Source organism: Hymenobacter sediminis (assembly GCF_003231285.1).
In the GTDB taxonomy this organism is placed as follows: domain Bacteria; phylum Bacteroidota; class Bacteroidia; order Cytophagales; family Hymenobacteraceae; genus Hymenobacter; species Hymenobacter sediminis.
The window spans coordinates 284,009-299,322 of record NZ_QKNS01000003.1 but is presented as its reverse complement, the minus strand read 5'-3'; the positions used below and the strand labels follow the sequence as shown (position 1 = coordinate 299,322).

Here is a 15,314-nt window from a genome sequence, read left to right as displayed (position 1 = left end):
CTAAAAGATGAGCTTCATCAAGTAAACACCTAATAATCAACTAAAAAATTTCACCATGCTTTTTCGCCTGGGAGCCTCATTTCGACCTTTTGTACAGCATCTATCCCAAACTACCCCTTTCTTTTCTGTTGCAGTTTCCGGCGCAGCAGAAAAAGAAGGGGTAGTTTTGGGCTAGAGCATTGCCTCACCGTCTAGACGAACAGCTGAGTAGTATTCCTCACGAAATAACGTGCAATCTTCTTTACAGTAGCAGGATCTAGCGGCTCATCAAATGCTTCAGAAGCTGCTACTTCTGTAATACCAGCACCGACGATTGGCACCCCAGCCTGTGATGTATTGTTCTCAGCAGGGTAGTTCTCAGGCGCTATACCTGCCCCATATACTAACGCCGTTGAAGGTGTTGTACTTGGTGAAGGTCCATCATTATCTTTACCTGAAATCCAGCTTTTGGGAACATTATTCAGGTCGCTCAGATTGCCTGGAACAGCAGTACCATTGCTTGGATTACCACCTGGTGCCACGGCCCGACGTACTGTACGAACGTGAGAGGAATGACGAGCTTCCACGGAGTGGATATTCAAAGCCGATTCCAGAATATCCGGGTTAGGCATAAGCACCGGTGCACCTCCTTTATAAGCGCGTACACCAGTATCGACAAAGGATTGTGCTACGCCTAGAAACAAGGCATATTTTCCAGGGTCATGCACTCCTTTGAAAGGCCCATCGCCCCTGCCCTCGCCACCACTATAATCAAAATCTTCACGAGTAGCCGTAACTGCAGCAGAGCCTAGTACTTCGCGTAGCACTTTAATATGCCCTGACTCATCGTTTCGGATAATCCGGAAAGCAGGTAGGTCAACGTCTGGGATCAAGCCGGTGGCTTTTATGGCCGTGTCATAGAAGTAGAACTCTAAATACTCCAGACTCAGAGCCAAGTTCAGCACATCCCGAACAGCTGGAGTAATAGAAACACCCTGACCGTAAGCACGCTGGAATATGCCGCTTACCAAGCCTGGCAGCATAGCGGCTGTTAGAGTCTTACCAGCGAGGCCAAAGTGCTTGAACACCCGCCGACGGGGGTCCAGGCGCTCGTATACTTCGGGGTCAACCTTTTCTATATCGGAAATCAGTTTCAGTAAATCCATGATGGAGTGAAATGTCTGGGTAGGAAGGAGAAAACAGGAATGTCAGAAGGTAGCTGACTTAGCTGAAGCTGCGGGCGCTGAGTTTAGAACCGGCTTTTAAGAATTGGTTAGCCGTGTTTAGCACTTCCTGCGGACGCTTCGACCTCTCTTTTCCAGTGCCAGTACCTGCTCCAGGAGTGCTTTCGCTGCCAGCAGTAGGGATAAATAGATCCACTACATCGGATCCAACAAAGTTGTTGTACTGGCGCAGGTCGCGGATGAGAGCAGCGTGACGTGCTTCCACCGACACGATTTTGCCAGCCAGTGCTAGATTAGTTGGACTTTTAATAAAACGACCGGCCCCGTTGTAGGCAGCTACTCCAAGATCCTCGAAGGCTTGGGCATTGGTTAGCACACTGTTCTTATCACCGAAGTTAACCGCACTAAAATCTGGCTCTAGGTCTTTGATGGCATTATTACCAAGAGCAGCTTTGAAGAAGTTTTTGTGGGCCAGTTCATGCAGGGCTAAATCATCCAGAATCTGCTTTTCGGCGCTATTTGCGCCCAGGCCTTTGTAGTAAGCTCCGTTTTTAATCTCAGCGTAGAAAGCCGCTTCCAATTGCTCCAAGGCGTAGGCGTAGTTTAGAATGCCTGTATCATCGGCCCCTACATCAACCAGATTAGCATCTACATCATCACTATCATCATCGCAGCCAGCAAGTAACAGTCCGGTTATGGCAACGCTGGCACCAGTATAGCGCAGGAAAGCACGGCGAGGCACTCCAGCCGGAGCAGCAGCCGACTCAGGAGTTGGGTTGGGGGAATTTGTCATCATAGGAAGAAATAAGTATCTGGGTGAAACACGCCTCGTTGTACGCCACCTCTACAGAAAATACCTTCCTATCTTGTTTAAATACGTATTTATTGCTTATAAACACGTAGTAATACGTATGAAAAGATAAAAAAATATTAGCATTTGTATATTTAACAAAACAGCTGATTATCTGGGTGTTCAACCTAAATTGCTGATCAAACCTGTTTTAGGCTGTTTTCAAGAACACCAACCACCGCTGGGGCTCAGTTGGTAGATAATGCTGCGGCCAGCCTCGCGTAATACCCAGTTGCCGGGCTGATTCAGCCACTGCAGACGTCCTTGCTGATCGAAGCGGTTAGCGAAATCCAGGGAGCAAACATCCAGCATTTCTGTTCCTACCCGGTTTACCCGCAAGTGCTCCACATACTGTAGCTGCACCTTGCCATTGTCTAGGCAGGTAGGGTGCAGGGCCAAGTTGTGCGCGGGCGACGGCATAGCCGCCGACGGGTAAAGCAGCCCATCGAAGGCGGTACCTAGCTCACACGCTTCGGCAACGGCAATGGAGAGGCGGTAGTGGTGGCTGTTCTGCTCGGAAACCGACTTGATGAAGACTCGCGTCAGGAAGGCAGCGACCAACCGGGCCGGCTCGGGTAAAGAGGCCCGCGCCTGCCCCAGCACCTGGTTGCGGTTGGAATGCGGGTCGTCAGAGCACTGGTCGGGCTCATGAAAGCTTACTAAGCGCAGGGGCGCCTGGCTTTTCCACCTGCTGATAACAATCCGGTCGTTACGCTGCACGCCGGCTTCGAAAAAGGGCGGGTGCCAAGTAGCACTGGCGTAAAACATGGGTTGTCCGGCTCGGTTGGCCCGTTGATCGTGCTGCACCCGTTCGGGTGGCGGATACGACACTTCCGACCAGTAAGTAGGTGGCTCTTCCCTGACTACCCCCCGGTAAAGTAAAACCCCGGCTGGCAGCTCAATACAGCGCACCGGGTGGCCGGCCAGAAGCCGCCGGATGCGGCTAGCCAACTCCGCAATAGAATGACGCCGTAGGCTTAGGTGGCGCAATGCTGCTAGCTGGCGCCGCACATTTTTGACTTGCTCAGGCTCAGTGTGTTTCATGTAGGCGCGCACGAATAAGCTTCTTGGGCCCCACCCCGCTCCGGAGTGGAGGAAGAGCGGAGCCCAGGAAGTGACCAAATCAGAAAAATTGTTAGGTAGGCGTTGCGAGCCGGGGTTAACGGACGCTGGCCCACTCTTCGCGGTGGGGGTTGGCCGCATAGGAAGGGGTAGGGCGCCGGGCGCGTAGCCAGTAGAGGCCTGCAACCAGTGCTACCCCCGCTCCTATAGCCCACAGCGGTACCTGGCGGCCGGTGGCCGGCGGCACATAGGTAACCCCGGTTTCGTCGGCAGTGGCGGAGTCGCCTACGTAGCGACCTTGCGCGGGCACAGCCAGCTCCTCGAATCCGCGGGCCAGGCGGCGCAACTCCTGCTGCAGCACCACGCCTTGCATCGGAATACCGTGGCCGGTGGCCGCTATACGGGGCTGCAGCTCTGCTAGCAGCATCACCGACTGCTGAGCCGTGGGCCAGTCGGGGGTGAAGTAGGCTGGGGGGCCGTTTACTTCTTGGCGCTGCTGCAGTACCGCCAGGGCCGACTCCTGCTTGGTGGTTACGAAAGCGTCGCCGGCCAGCAACAGGCCGTCTTGCTCGCGGTAGAACGAAACGTGGCCGGGCGTATGGCCGGGCGTGTGTAACCAGCGCCAGCCGGGCATATGTGGCACCGATCCATCGGCGGGCAGAGCCTGTACCCGTATTCCCAGGTTCAGTGGCGCTTTAGGGTACAAAAAAGACATGGCAGCCATAGCCCCACCTCCTACCGTGGGGTCAGGTGGCGGATACGAGGAGCGGCCGGTAAGGTAAGGCAGTTCCAGGGGGTGGGCATACACCGTTACGTCAGGCCAAAGCTTCAGCAAATGAGGCAGCGCCCCTATGTGGTCAAAGTGTCCGTGGGTGAGCAGGATGGCGGCGGGCGGATTGCCGGCTCCGAACAGGTATTCGGCAGAGTGCTGCGCTTTGCTTCCTGAACCGGGCAAACCGGCATCAACCAGCACCCAAGAAGCAACAGGCTGCTCCTGAGCACGCACGTAGTAAAGGTTGGTGAACACGTCGCGCCGACCCCATACGCCTGGTACTACCGGGAAAAGGGACGGTGTATTGGCACGGTTAAGAGTTGGCTGTTCTTGTGGCAAATCGGACATGGGAGAGTTGATAAGCGTGAAATAAACAGTAATCAGCCAGCCCGGCTGGCTACTGAGCGGGAGTTGGAACGCAACTGCACAGTACCTCGCGGTTAGGACCAGCCACCTTGTAATCGGGCAGTGACACTTCCTTCATATAGATGACATCGAGCTGCTTCAGGGGCGGGTGTGAGGGGTCTTCATGCCAGACGCGTAGCAGGTAGTTGCAGTAATACCCCCGCAGGTAGAGGTTATCCACGAACAGGTAGTTCTCGGAGTACTTACGCCACCGGTCGTTCCGGAACAGGGATACCACGGAGGCTGGTTTGCGGTAGGTGGTCGGCCTACCCCCTTGGTTCAGGTCAAGGTGCTGCCCGGTAGTGGTGGTGCCATCCAGAATATACCAGCCGTCATCCTTGAATACGGAAGGCGCAAACATGCCCCAGTGCTGGTCGGTCCGAAAAAGATAACCCACCCAGCGCATAGGCTGGCTCATGGTCCACTCGGGGCGCACAATGCTGTCGAGGTTCCACCAGCAGACATACGCTACCAAGGCGAGCACTACCCCTTCCCGCACAGACCGCAGCAGGTTCCAGGCGCCACTGGGGAGGTTGACCGAGCTTTCCACCCGCAGCCGCACCGCATTGCGGATAGTAGCCAGATGACCAGCAAAAGGCTGCACTACCCGAGCGGCCACCTTCGGACCTATGCGCTGATAGGCCGGCACCAAGCGGCGTTCCAGCCAGTCCATGGCGCTGCTCGGTAGCAGCCCCAGCACCGAGGCCATGTTAATCAGGAAAAACAGGCCTACGTACAGCGTCAGGCTAATGCCGAAGTGGAACCCATACATTATCACCACAAACAGGAGCCGCCAGAACGGCACCCGCCACGGAATAAACAGCACGAACGGCAAGCACAGCTCTGTGAAGAAAGCAAACCAGGTAAGTACCTGCAGCAAGCCCGGGTACGGATAAATTAGCCTTCCTCCAGGCAGTAGTACCTGGTCGAGGCTAAGGGCGTAGTATAAGGCGGTGCCCTCTCCGTGCCACTCCGGGCTATTCTTCAGCAAGGCCGTACACCAGTACACCAGCGCTATTTGCACGATGTAAGCAAAGGTAGCCGCGCTGTTGTAGCGCATGGTCTCGGGTAGCGGCTTTCCCCTAGAGTCGAGGGAATACACCCGCCCCCAGGGCAGAAAGAAGCCCCAGAACAGCAGCATTCGTAATAGGTCGTCGCCGCCCTGCAGAATCAGCGGGTTCCGGTTTTGCACTGATACCAGCAGCGCCCAGGAAATAACGGTCATCAGGCGAGTGCGGTAGCCTAACAGCAGCGCTACCGCCGCCAGGGCCGCCAACCCAAACAGCACCGCTTGCACCTGCCAGAGGCCGCTGCTAGTGTGCAGCGAAAATTGATAGGTGTTCCAGTTACGCTCTAGCAGCACCGGCAGGGGTAGCACTCCCATGTTGGAGTAGAAAACCTCTAAATCGGTGCTCCGGATGCCAATATCCAGCAGGATAACAAAGGCTACCGCTGCCCGCAACAAAGCCAAGGCCCGCAAATCTACTTCAAAAGGGCGCCGCAGCACCGAGTACAAAGCTGGCATGCCGTATCCGGACAGTAGGGGGAAAAGAGTGGTACAAGAGAGTATGGCACAAGCGCAGCAGTACGTCAGCTACCCGCCTATACCATACCGAGCCTGATAAGAAACCTGAACTGCTACTGCCAGCGCGTGGCCAGTGGCGTCAGGCCTCTTATCAGGCTCGGAAATGGCTACTGCTCAGAGAGCTTAGTAGGTAGAGCTACCGCTGGTAGTGCCCGAGGTAGTACCGCCGCTGGTGGTACGGCCTGAGCCGGAAGTAGTGCGGGTAGAAGAAGATTTCTTCTTGCTGCCAGTACGGCCCGAGGTAGTAGAACGACCCGAAGCCGAGGTAGTGGAGCCCGACGTCATGGTGCCGGAGCCGGAAGTGCTACCGCTGGTGCTATAGGTAGTGGAACCCGAGGTAGTACCCGAAGTAGTGCCGCTGGTGCTGCCCATGGTGCCGCTGGTGGTCGTACCGCTGGTAGTACCCGAGGTCATAGTGCCGGAAGTGGTGCCGCTGGTGGTGCCTGAGGTCATCGAGCCTGAGGTGGTGCCGCCGCTGGTGGTAGTACCGCTGGTGCTACCGCCGCCGGTACCGCCGGTGGTGGTGCCTTGGCCTGGTGCCGAAGCAGCCGATGATACTTCAATGCCGGCCATAGCTACAAAGGCCGTGAGGAATGCTGATCCGAGGAAAACTGATACTTTTTTCATAGCGCAGAAAGAGTGGTTGGTTGGGGAAAGAAAGTTGAAATCAATAAAGAGAAGGCAGCCTTACTGGCCACCAGTGGTAGAGCCGGTGCTGTTGCCGGAGCCAGAACTGGTGCCGGCATTGCCGCCGCTGCTAGTGGTGCCTCCTACAGGCTGGGTGGTTTCCGGTGAGCCGGCACCTTTGGTTTCATCAGGCAAGGAGTGGGCTGTATTCTCGCTACCTTGCATGCCGGCCGTAATCGAATCGGAGGTGGCATCGGGGTAGCCGTTAATGTCGGCGCTACCGTTGCTGTCCATATCGCCGCTTACTTCGGGGCTGTTTTCAGTATTAGCGTCGCGGCCTTTGTCGCCGTTACAGGCGCCTAGGGTCAGGCTTCCGGTTACCAGAAAAGCAGCTAGCCAAAACGTGCGTAATTTGCTCATAAAAGAAAATCAGGGGTGAAAGGAAACGCGGTCTGTGCGCCCTTATACGCCAAGCTCCGAAGAACGGCGGGCTGCCGCTACAGAGCTCTTGGCTATACGGACAAACTTTCCAGACAATTGAAAAACCAGTGAATGAATTAATACGGTTTTTTATTGGGATAAACACGGATAGGGGTACTACGAACTACTATCGGCACAGGGTTACCCCACCACCCAACAACTCTGATTATCACATAAATATGCACGTCCCACAACTACTTCGCACGGCTAATAATCGTATAAAAGAATAGCTATGCGCCCCGGCTGATACCAGCCTGCATCTCGTATATAAGTTGGCCTAATTCCACCTTTTGCAAGGCTCTCTGCTGCTTTTTAGCGGCGAGGGTCAATACCTTTCTGGCTTTCATCAGCCACCTATTTCTTCGGCTTTCTTACGCTGCTCTGACATGATTCGGATATTTCTGGTAGACGACCACACCATTTTGCGGGAAGGCCTGCGCGCGGCGTTATCGTCGGAGCCCAGCCTGACTATAGTAGGCGAAGCCAGCAACGGCCAAGAACTGCTCGACCAGCTGCCTACCACCCCCGCCGACGTGGTACTGCTGGATATTAATATGCCTGTTCTTGATGGGCTGGCTACAACGTTTCGCCTGCGCGAAGAATATCCGGAGGTGCAGATTCTTATCCTGTCTATGCTTAGCCACGAGCGCCACATTGGACAACTGCTTGATGCCGGCGCTGCTGGCTTCGTGCTCAAAAACGTAGACAAGGCCGAAATTATACTGGCTATTCAAAGTGTGGCGTCTGGCCGACCTTACCTATGCAGCGAGATAGGGATAATGATGCTGCGCAAAGTCCTGAGCCAAACCGGATCAGGATCGGAGGATCAGACGAAAAAGCCCAGCGACTTATCGAACCGGGAGCGGGAAGTACTACAACTGATTGCAGAAGGCCTTACGACCAATGAAATAGCCGATAAGCTGTTCACCAGCAAGCGCACCATTGAAACCCACCGCCAGAACATCATCGAGAAAACGCAGGTTAAAAACACCGCTGCTCTCATTAAATACGCCATGGAAAATGGGCCGCTCTTAGCTTTTCCCTACCCCCTGCCTAAGCGTAAAGCCGGGGCTGAATAGGCAATGTGTACTGTTCGCCGGCGGCCAGGAGGTGAATTTCCATGCCGCGCAAAGTGAAGGGAGTATTTGGCGCTATTTCATGAATGTTGGTGGTGCTGCACGAGCGTGCGTCGAGAATTACTACCAGGCCGCTGCCCAACACCTCCAGTTCCCGACCATCGGTCACGAGCACAGCTGTATCTTCTTCCAGCCCCATACCCACGCAGGCCGGGTTGGTAGCCAAAATCTGCGCCATCCGGATGATGCGGCCTCGCGCTACAAAGTGCGTGTCCACGGCTACATCGTGCAAAAACTCCAAGCCGGTCGTAATATGGATTTCGCCCTTAAGCATCCCGGCATCGTTGCGGCCCTGGTAAATCATGGGCGTACTCATGGCCGTGGCACCGGCGCTGGTACCCGCAATGATAAACTCGTCGTAGGTGTGGCGCTCTTGCAGGCGGTGTTGCAGGTAGGTACCGCCCAGCAAGGCCGTTAGGCGCAGCTGGTCGCCGCCAGTAAACAGCACTCCGCCCGCTTCGTCCAGGATGCGCAGCCGATCTTCATCACTAGCCTCCTGACGGGTTTTGATGTTTAATACTTCCACCGGAGGCCCGTCTAGGCGCTTGAACGCGCGCACATAGTCCTGGCCAGCTTCTTCGGGCTCCTCTGAAGCAGTTGGGATTACCACCAGCGGCCCGCGGTTGCCAATTTCGGTGGCCAGGCGGCGCAGAATCGTTTCGGGAGCGAAGTTGACGTTTTTGGCCGCCTGCTCATCTTCGTCGGGGGCATCACCTTTGTGCTCGTGGCCGCCAATCAACAGCAGTTTGCCTTTCGGAACGGGGCATGAGGTAGTAGAGGTACGTTTTTTAGTTGGCATGAAACGAAGGGCGAAAGAGAAGAATACCCTGGAAAACCCCATATGTGCAGGAGTTTTCCAGGGCGTAGGAGTTCAGGAGAGCGTACGGCAGGCTTACTCGGCCTTGGCGTTGATATAGTTCTTAGCCAAGTCGTTCAGCTTAGTATCCGTGTGCTGCTCCTCGGCCAGGGTTTGCTGTAGCAGGGTAGCTACTTCCTGATGCCCCAACCGCTCGGCAAAGTGCGCCGCTGTGCCGTACCCCGAAATTTCGTAGTGCTCAATACGTTGAGCAGCCGCAATCAGGGCGGCATCCATTACCTCATCGGTAGCCCGCTCCGACATCGTCTCCTGTCCCTCGGCTATTAGGCCTTCCATGGCTTTGCAAGTGTGGCCATCAAGGTCTATGCTTAGGGTTTCGCCTATTTGCTCAAGGCGCTGAACCTGCTTTTCGGTTTCGCGCAGGTGCGTTTCAAACCCTTGCCGCAAGCGGCCATCCTTGGCCTGGCTAGCCATTTTGGGCAGCGCCTTTACCAACTGGTTTTCGGCACTGTACAAATCTTTGAGCTGCATTTCCAGCAGATCATCGAGCGTTTCGAGTTTGTCAAACATAGCAACTGAGGTAGAATGAAAAGAACAATCTGCAGCCCACCGGACTGCTGCCTCCTCATACGATGCTACCCGTTTCATGTTAAAGCCGAGCTAGCCTACCAGCCGGCATAAGCCAGACTACCTGCTGCTTCCTGAAGCACTGTATATCAACAACTCACGCCACCTACCCAGTATAAATACGGGCATAAAAATCAGTGTTTCCAGCTTATGAACCCACCCTACATTCCTTGAGCTCCTACCCCACGTCAAACCCTAAAGCCAGCTCCCTGTTATTCAAGCAGCCGCAAAACCACATTTATTTGTATATCAGCACGTAATAAAAATTTAATAAGCTTAGCCCGCTTATTAAGCAAAGGCAATAAAGCAAAAGCCCCCGGCTGCGAGTGCAACCGGGGGCTTTCTGTGGTGATTCCGCTGGGATTCGAACCCAGGACCCATACATTAAAAGTGTATTGCTCTACCAGCTGAGCTACAGAATCATTCGTTTCTTTGTAATCGGCGAGCGTTTTTCGCTGATTGTGGCACAAAAGTAGAGGCCCAAATTTAACCGTGCAACTGTTTTGCTGAAAAAAGTCCTCCTTTTTTTAATTTTTCTGGCGCCTTTTTTCCAAGCCGCTCAGGCCCAAAAAGTTACTCCACAGCTTCTGCGAGCAGATTCTTTGTTTGAAAAGGGACGCGTAGAGCAAGCCTACCCCCTCTACCGCCGTGCACGCGAGCAACAAGGAATCCAATCGGTCCGGCAGTTGCTGCGCATGGCCTATGTGCAGGAAGGATTAGGGCATTATCCCGCGGCCTTGTATTACCTCAGTTTAGCCCAAGCCTGGCAGCCCCGCTATGCTACCTGGCAAAAGATGGTAGAGCTGGCTCAGGAGCACCGTCTTACAGGCTACCCCAATACGTGGCGCCAGAACCTGGCCATTACGGTGCAGCGCTACTACTACCGGCTGCTACAGGGTTTGCTTGTGCTGGCAGTAGTAGGCGGCACCCTGCTAGTAATCCGACGGCGCACCGCCGACCGAGCTTGGTGGACTGCCTATGCCATGTACCTGCTGGCGGTGGGTATGTTTTTGAATCTGCTGAGCCCCGGACGGGTAGGACTGGTGGCGCGCACCCGTGCTCCTCTTATGGCGGGGCCCAGCGCCGGTTCCGCGTGGCTGACTACTGCCACCGCCGGCGACCGGTTTGAGGTAAAAGGGCAACAAGATATCTGGTACCGGGTGCACTGGCAGGGCCGCGACGCCTACATTCGGCGCCCCGACTTGCTATTAGTAGAATAAACAAAAAGCCCGCACCGGAATGGCGCGGGCTTTTTGTTTATTCTAAAGGGCTGTACTAAAGCGTGAAGTCGGGCTCTTCCTTGCGGAAGTGATTTAGCACCAGCTTATCCGCCAGACCAGGAAGCCACTTGTTCAGGAAGACCGTCAGCTTGCCCTGACCAGTCAGCACCAAGTCGCGGCGGCGCTGCTGCACGGCTTGCACTAGGTGGTCGGCTACCTCTTCGCTGCTCATCATCTGCTGCTCGTTGCGCGGCGATTCGCCCTGGGCCGAGCCATCAGCGGCCAGAGCCACGTTGCGGATGTTGGAAGCCGTGAAGCCGGGGCAGGCCAACAGTACGTGTACCCCCTGGGGAAGCAGCTCGGTACGCAGGGCCTCCAGAAAGCCGTGCATGGCAAACTTAGAAGCTGAGTAGCCGGTACGGCCGGGCAGCCCCCGATACCCGGCGATGCTGCTGATACCTACAATAGAGCCCTTGGCCTGCGTAATATGGGGTAGGGCAAACTTGGTGGTATAAACCGTACCGAAAAAGTTGGTTTGCATCAGCCGCCGGATTACGTCCAGCTCGGCGTCGCGGAACAGAGCCCGCATACTGATACCGGCGTTGTTAATCAGGATATCCAGCCGGCCGAAAGCGGCTACCGTTTCCTGCACGGCCCGCTCCGAGTCGGCCTCTACCCCCACATCAGCCCGAATAGCCAGGTGTTCCACGCCTAGGCCAGCTAACTCGCGGGCCGTATCCTGCAGGCGCGCTTCGTCGCGGCCAGTAATGGCTACGCGGGCCCCGGCCCGCCCAAATGCCAGGGCAGTAGCCCGGCCAATGCCGGAAGTACCGCCCGTAATCAGAACAACTTTATTCTTCATGAGGGGAAAGCAAAGCTTGAGCTCCCAATTGGGAGAGCGGCAAAACTACGGCAATTTCCGGCAGCCCAAACGACGCTACCCTAACAAGCAGCACCCCGTCTACCCCACGAAATCCGGGCAATCCGCTGAATCCGTCTGAATCCGTGATTACCTTTGCCGGCGTGAGTAAAGCAGCTAAAAAAATCCCGGCGGACGCGCTCCGCAACATTGAGATTCAGGACATGGTGGCCGAGGGCAAGTGCATTGTCCGCCACGATAACCTTGTCATTTTCGTAACCCAGGTAGCCCCCGGCGACGTGGTGGACCTGCGCATCACCCGCAGCAAAAAGAACTTCCTGGAGGCCGTGCCCACGCACTTCCACAAGTACTCGGAGTTGCGCGTGACACCCTTCTGCGAGCATTTCGGCGTGTGCGGGGGCTGCAAATGGCAGCATATCGGCTACGACACCCAACTACAATACAAGCAGCAGCAGGTAGAAGATACCCTACAGCGCATCGGCAAGGTGGAAATTCCGGCGGTACTACCCATCATGGGCTCCCCGGCCCAGACCTACTACCGCAACAAGCTGGAGTACACCTTCAGCTTTATGGGCTGGCTGACCGAGGACCAAATTAAGGACGAAACCACCCAGTATGACCGGCGCGTGTTGGGCTTCCACACGCCTGCCCGCTTCGATAAAATCATCGACGTAAACCACTGCTGGCTGCAGCCCGACCCCAGCAACCAGATTCGCCTGGCCATCCGCGACTACGCGCGGGAAAACATGCTGCGCTTCGGTAACATCATCAAGCAGACGGGCCTGCTGCGCAACCTCATCATTCGTACGGCCGGCACCACCGGCGAGCTGATGGTGATTCTGCAGTGCTACCGCCAGCACCAGGCCATTGAGCCCCTGCTCGACTACATCTACGAGCGGTTCCCGCAGATTACCTCGCTCAACTACGTACTCAACGACAAGGGCAACGAAACCTTCCACGACCTGGAGGTGGTGTGCTACAAAGGCAAGCCCTACATTGAGGAGGAAATGGAAGGCCTGCGCTTCCGGGTGGGACCCAAGTCATTCTACCAGACCAACTCGGAGGGCGCTTACAACCTCTACAAAGTAGCCCGCGACTTTGCCCAACTCACCGGCACTGAGTTGGTGTACGACCTCTATACCGGGGCCGGCACCATTGCCAACTTCGTGGCCCGCCAGGCCAAGCACGTAATCGGGGTGGAGTACGTGGAGCAAGCCGTGGCCGACGCCCACGTCAACTCTGAAATCAACGGCACCACGAACACCGAGTTCTACGCCGGCGACATGAAAGATGTGCTCAACGCCGAATTCATTGAGAAGCACGGCCGCCCCGACGTAGTCATCACCGACCCGCCCCGCGCCGGCATGCACGAGGATGTAGTAGCCCGCTTGCTGGAAATGCGCGCCCCGCGCATCGTGTATGTGAGCTGCAACCCCGCCACCCAAGCCCGCGACCTGGAGCTGCTCGACGCCGCCTACAAAGTGGTGAAAGTGCAGCCCGTGGACATGTTCCCCCACACCCATCACGTAGAAAATGTGGTGCTGCTGGAGCTGAAGTAAGATATTTCGCTGTTATATGATATATGTAGCGAGAACCATATTTCAGTTATTCTTCTGCTGGCTTATATGTGGCTTATTGTTGAGTATTGGTTTTAGATACAGAATTCTCCGCCATCCAGGGATGGTTTCGCTTAATATCTCAGCACTCACGACTATGGTAAGTTACTTTATAATAATCATCACTCAGAATCTTGTTATTGCGAAATGGAAGGACGCTTACTACTTCAGCCTACCGTTCGTAATTCTAGCTATTTCAGTGACAATCTTTTTTTTTCCTATTTCCTATATCACCTCTGACTCACCTCGAAGTGCGCTATTATTTTCTATTGGATTCATTAGCAGTTACACTTTAACTGTGCTATTGTTCCGTAAAAGAACCTTTAGCATAACTGGAAGAGGCAACTAATTCATGGACTACACCAACGACCCTGAACTGAACGGCAAATACCTCGGCACCATCACCAAGGATTTTGCTACCGTATCGGATACGCTCAAGGAAGCTTCTTACCAGATCCGGAAGCGGGAAATTTCTAAGTATCCCATCTTCATTTTTGCCCGCCAGGAGGTGCCGCTGGGCGGCCTGCTGGTGAATGCCGACGAGCTGAACCTGGAGTGGCACGTTTTTGCCAGCTACGCCGAGATGCTGGTGCAACAGCGCGTTATCGGCATTGATAAAATCGAGGATTTCCAGCAGACCTATAAAGATGCCGACGAGTACTGCTGCCTGTTCGTGCTGGATGAGGAGTTCACCAATTTCGTGTACATTCCCTACCCCGAGGACTAGACAAGGATGGCGTTGCAAAAACTGCTCGATTTCCTTACTGAACTGGATGCTCGCAAAATTCACTATACGCTAGCTCACCATCGAGAAGAGAGCATAATGGTGTTAGTGGCCGTTCCGGGGCAGCGGTGGGAAATAGAGTTCTTTGCGGATAGCCATGTGGAAGTAGAAGTCTTTGCATCTGCCTCCGAAGGACTGGAAGGCGAAGAGGCGCTAGAGCGACTGTTCAAAAACTTTAGCAACTAAAAAAGGCGGCTCATGCACATGAGCCGCCTTTTTTAGTTTTCGGGCTGTTCTATCCGAAGTGCTGGAAGCCCTGGGCGCGTAGCGGTACGGGCTGGCCTGCTTTGGTGATAAGGTTAGCACCTTCGCTCTTGTCCACCATGTGGCCGATGATGGTGATATCGGGGTGGTTTTTAAGTTTATCGTGGGCGGAGAGGGGCACGGTGAATAGCAGTTCGTAATCCTCGCCGCCGTTGAGCATGCACATGATGGGGTCGAGGTTGAACTCCTCGGCCACTTCCAGGGTAGGGTTGGCAATGGGCAGATTCTCGGAGAAAATGCGGGCCCCAGTGCCGCTGGCCTGGCAGAGGTGTAGCACCTCGGAGGCCAGTCCGTCCGACACGTCAATCATGCTGGTGGGCACCACGCCCAGGTCGCGCAGCTCGTGCACTACGTCCATGCGGGCCTCGGGGCGCAGCTGGCGCTGGAGCACGTAGGGATATTTGCTGAGCTCGGGCTGGGTTTCGGGGTCGGCTTGCCAGGCTTGCTTTTCGCGCTCCAATACTTGTAAACCCAGGAAAGCTCCGCCCAGGTCACCGGTTACGCAAATTAGGTCGTTAGGTCCGGCGCCACTGCGGCGCACGGCTTCACCGGCCGCTACCTGCCCCAGGGCCGTGATGCCGATGGTGAGGCCCGAGCGGCTGGCGGTGGTGTCGCCGCCTACCAGATCCAAGTTGTAGGCCTCACAGGCCAGTCGCATGCCCTCGTACAGCTCATCAATGGCTTCCACGGTAAAGCGGCTAGGTACGCTAAGGGCTACTACCATTTGGGTAGGTAGGGCATTCATGGCGGCCACATCCGATACGTTCACGGCCACGGCTTTGTAGCCCAGGTGCTTCAGGGGGCAGAAGGTGAGGTCGAAATGGACGCCTTCCACCAGCAGATCGGTGCTGACCACTACCTCCTGCCCGGCCGGCGGAGCCAGAATAGCTGCATCGTCGCCGATGCCGAGGATGGTGCTGGGCTGGTGGAGCTGAACGGTTTCCTGAATCCGGCGAATCAGGCCGAACTCACCTACTTTGTCAAGGGGCGTCATAGTATCACAGATTTTCCTGAGGGAGCTGATTT

16 protein-coding genes and 1 tRNA gene are annotated in these 15,314 nt (G+C 55.4%); 5 read left to right on the top strand and 12 right to left on the bottom strand.

What is annotated here, in order from left to right:
- Nucleotides 1-191: 191 nt before the first annotated feature.
- The 7 genes from DNI29_RS10370 to DNI29_RS10340 form a co-directional block, all read right to left on the bottom strand.
- On the bottom strand, nucleotides 192-1,145 hold the full coding sequence (locus tag DNI29_RS10370; protein WP_110978034.1) for a ferritin-like domain-containing protein: 954 nt from the start codon (nucleotides 1,143-1,145) through the stop codon (nucleotides 192-194).
- A gap of 58 nt (nucleotides 1,146-1,203) precedes the next feature.
- Complete coding sequence (locus DNI29_RS10365; RefSeq protein ID WP_238388060.1) at nucleotides 1,204-1,959, bottom strand: ferritin-like domain-containing protein; 756 nt, start codon at nucleotides 1,957-1,959, stop codon at nucleotides 1,204-1,206.
- Between the two features lie 216 nt (nucleotides 1,960-2,175).
- The gene (locus tag DNI29_RS10360; RefSeq protein ID WP_162303574.1) at nucleotides 2,176-3,057 is read right to left on the bottom strand and encodes an RES domain-containing protein; all 882 of its coding nucleotides are present in this window, start codon (nucleotides 3,055-3,057) and stop codon (nucleotides 2,176-2,178) included.
- Between the two features lie 115 nt (nucleotides 3,058-3,172).
- Nucleotides 3,173-4,195, bottom strand: coding sequence for an MBL fold metallo-hydrolase (locus DNI29_RS10355; protein WP_110978032.1), 1,023 nt, complete (start codon nucleotides 4,193-4,195; stop codon nucleotides 3,173-3,175).
- A gap of 49 nt (nucleotides 4,196-4,244) precedes the next feature.
- Nucleotides 4,245-5,777: an HTTM domain-containing protein gene (locus DNI29_RS10350; protein ID WP_110978031.1), complete on the bottom strand. Its 1,533-nt coding sequence runs from the start codon at nucleotides 5,775-5,777 to the stop codon at nucleotides 4,245-4,247.
- A gap of 183 nt (nucleotides 5,778-5,960) precedes the next feature.
- A complete protein-coding gene (locus DNI29_RS10345; RefSeq protein WP_110978030.1) occupies nucleotides 5,961-6,464 on the bottom strand; it encodes a hypothetical protein in 504 nt (167 codons plus the stop codon).
- A gap of 60 nt (nucleotides 6,465-6,524) precedes the next feature.
- Nucleotides 6,525-6,884, bottom strand: a complete 360-nt coding sequence (locus tag DNI29_RS10340; RefSeq protein WP_110978029.1) for a hypothetical protein — start codon at nucleotides 6,882-6,884, stop codon at nucleotides 6,525-6,527.
- 446 nt (nucleotides 6,885-7,330) lie between these two features.
- Between DNI29_RS10340 and DNI29_RS10335 the strand changes: the two genes are divergently transcribed.
- On the top strand, nucleotides 7,331-8,023 hold the full coding sequence (locus DNI29_RS10335) for a response regulator transcription factor (protein ID WP_110978028.1): 693 nt from the start codon (nucleotides 7,331-7,333) through the stop codon (nucleotides 8,021-8,023).
- Here the strand turns inward: DNI29_RS10335 and DNI29_RS10330 are convergent.
- The 3 genes from DNI29_RS10330 to DNI29_RS10320 all read right to left on the bottom strand — a co-directional run bounded on the left by DNI29_RS10330 (nucleotide 7,998) and on the right by DNI29_RS10320 (nucleotide 9,946).
- Nucleotides 7,998-8,879, bottom strand: coding sequence for a cyanophycinase (locus tag DNI29_RS10330; RefSeq protein WP_110978027.1), 882 nt, complete (start codon nucleotides 8,877-8,879; stop codon nucleotides 7,998-8,000). The genes DNI29_RS10335 and DNI29_RS10330 overlap by 26 nt on opposite strands.
- 93 nt (nucleotides 8,880-8,972) lie before the next feature.
- Nucleotides 8,973-9,467, bottom strand: a complete 495-nt coding sequence (locus tag DNI29_RS10325; protein WP_110978026.1) for a YciE/YciF ferroxidase family protein — start codon at nucleotides 9,465-9,467, stop codon at nucleotides 8,973-8,975.
- 403 nt (nucleotides 9,468-9,870) lie between these two features.
- Nucleotides 9,871-9,946 (bottom strand) — tRNA-Lys (locus tag DNI29_RS10320).
- A 180-nt stretch (nucleotides 9,947-10,126) separates the two neighbouring features.
- Between DNI29_RS10320 and DNI29_RS10315 the strand changes: the two genes are divergently transcribed.
- Nucleotides 10,127-10,744, top strand: coding sequence for an SH3 domain-containing protein (locus tag DNI29_RS10315; RefSeq protein ID WP_123823202.1), 618 nt, complete (start codon nucleotides 10,127-10,129; stop codon nucleotides 10,742-10,744).
- Between the two features lie 55 nt (nucleotides 10,745-10,799).
- Here the strand turns inward: DNI29_RS10315 and DNI29_RS10310 are convergent, their stop codons facing one another.
- A complete protein-coding gene (locus DNI29_RS10310; protein WP_110978024.1) occupies nucleotides 10,800-11,606 on the bottom strand; it encodes an SDR family oxidoreductase in 807 nt (268 codons plus the stop codon).
- 221 nt (nucleotides 11,607-11,827) lie between these two features.
- Between DNI29_RS10310 and rlmD the strand changes: the two genes are divergently transcribed.
- The 3 genes from rlmD (at nucleotide 11,828) to DNI29_RS10295 (ending at nucleotide 14,210) form a co-directional block, all read left to right on the top strand.
- Nucleotides 11,828-13,183 (top strand): 23S rRNA (uracil(1939)-C(5))-methyltransferase RlmD, encoded by a 1,356-nt coding sequence (rlmD, locus tag DNI29_RS10305; RefSeq protein WP_110978261.1) that lies wholly within the window; start codon nucleotides 11,828-11,830, stop codon nucleotides 13,181-13,183.
- 409 nt (nucleotides 13,184-13,592) lie between these two features.
- Nucleotides 13,593-13,967: a hypothetical protein gene (locus tag DNI29_RS10300; protein ID WP_110978023.1), complete on the top strand. Its 375-nt coding sequence runs from the start codon at nucleotides 13,593-13,595 to the stop codon at nucleotides 13,965-13,967.
- A gap of 12 nt (nucleotides 13,968-13,979) precedes the next feature.
- Entirely contained in the window at nucleotides 13,980-14,210 is a 231-nt protein-coding gene (locus DNI29_RS10295; RefSeq protein WP_110978260.1) for a hypothetical protein, read from the top strand.
- A 49-nt stretch (nucleotides 14,211-14,259) separates the two neighbouring features.
- On the opposite strand, the gene thiL is transcribed toward DNI29_RS10295, so the two are convergent.
- Nucleotides 14,260-15,282 (bottom strand): thiamine-phosphate kinase, encoded by a 1,023-nt coding sequence (gene thiL, locus DNI29_RS10290; protein WP_110978022.1) that lies wholly within the window; start codon nucleotides 15,280-15,282, stop codon nucleotides 14,260-14,262.
- Between the last annotated feature and the right edge of the window lie 32 nt (nucleotides 15,283-15,314).

What these genes read in the sequence shown, in the direction of transcription:
- DNI29_RS10370 (WP_110978034.1), bottom strand. Translation starts at nt 1,145, where the DNA reads ATGGATTTACTGAAACTGATTTCCGATATAGAAAAGGTTGACCCCGAA.
- DNI29_RS10365 (WP_238388060.1), bottom strand. Translation starts at nt 1,959, where the DNA reads ATGATGACAAATTCCCCCAACCCAACTCCTGAGTCGGCTGCTGCTCCG.
- DNI29_RS10360 (WP_162303574.1), bottom strand. Translation starts at nt 3,057, where the DNA reads ATGAAACACACTGAGCCTGAGCAAGTCAAAAATGTGCGGCGCCAGCTA.
- DNI29_RS10355 (WP_110978032.1), bottom strand. Translation starts at nt 4,195, where the DNA reads ATGTCCGATTTGCCACAAGAACAGCCAACTCTTAACCGTGCCAATACA.
- DNI29_RS10350 (WP_110978031.1), bottom strand. Translation starts at nt 5,777, where the DNA reads ATGCCAGCTTTGTACTCGGTGCTGCGGCGCCCTTTTGAAGTAGATTTG.
- DNI29_RS10345 (WP_110978030.1), bottom strand. Translation starts at nt 6,464, where the DNA reads ATGAAAAAAGTATCAGTTTTCCTCGGATCAGCATTCCTCACGGCCTTT.
- DNI29_RS10340 (WP_110978029.1), bottom strand. Translation starts at nt 6,884, where the DNA reads ATGAGCAAATTACGCACGTTTTGGCTAGCTGCTTTTCTGGTAACCGGA.
- DNI29_RS10335 (WP_110978028.1), top strand. Translation starts at nt 7,331, where the DNA reads ATGATTCGGATATTTCTGGTAGACGACCACACCATTTTGCGGGAAGGC.
- DNI29_RS10330 (WP_110978027.1), bottom strand. Translation starts at nt 8,879, where the DNA reads ATGCCAACTAAAAAACGTACCTCTACTACCTCATGCCCCGTTCCGAAA.
- DNI29_RS10325 (WP_110978026.1), bottom strand. Translation starts at nt 9,467, where the DNA reads ATGTTTGACAAACTCGAAACGCTCGATGATCTGCTGGAAATGCAGCTC.
- DNI29_RS10310 (WP_110978024.1), bottom strand. Translation starts at nt 11,606, where the DNA reads ATGAAGAATAAAGTTGTTCTGATTACGGGCGGTACTTCCGGCATTGGC.
- rlmD (WP_110978261.1), top strand. Translation starts at nt 11,828, where the DNA reads ATGGTGGCCGAGGGCAAGTGCATTGTCCGCCACGATAACCTTGTCATT.
- DNI29_RS10300 (WP_110978023.1), top strand. Translation starts at nt 13,593, where the DNA reads ATGGACTACACCAACGACCCTGAACTGAACGGCAAATACCTCGGCACC.
- thiL (WP_110978022.1), bottom strand. Translation starts at nt 15,282, where the DNA reads ATGACGCCCCTTGACAAAGTAGGTGAGTTCGGCCTGATTCGCCGGATT.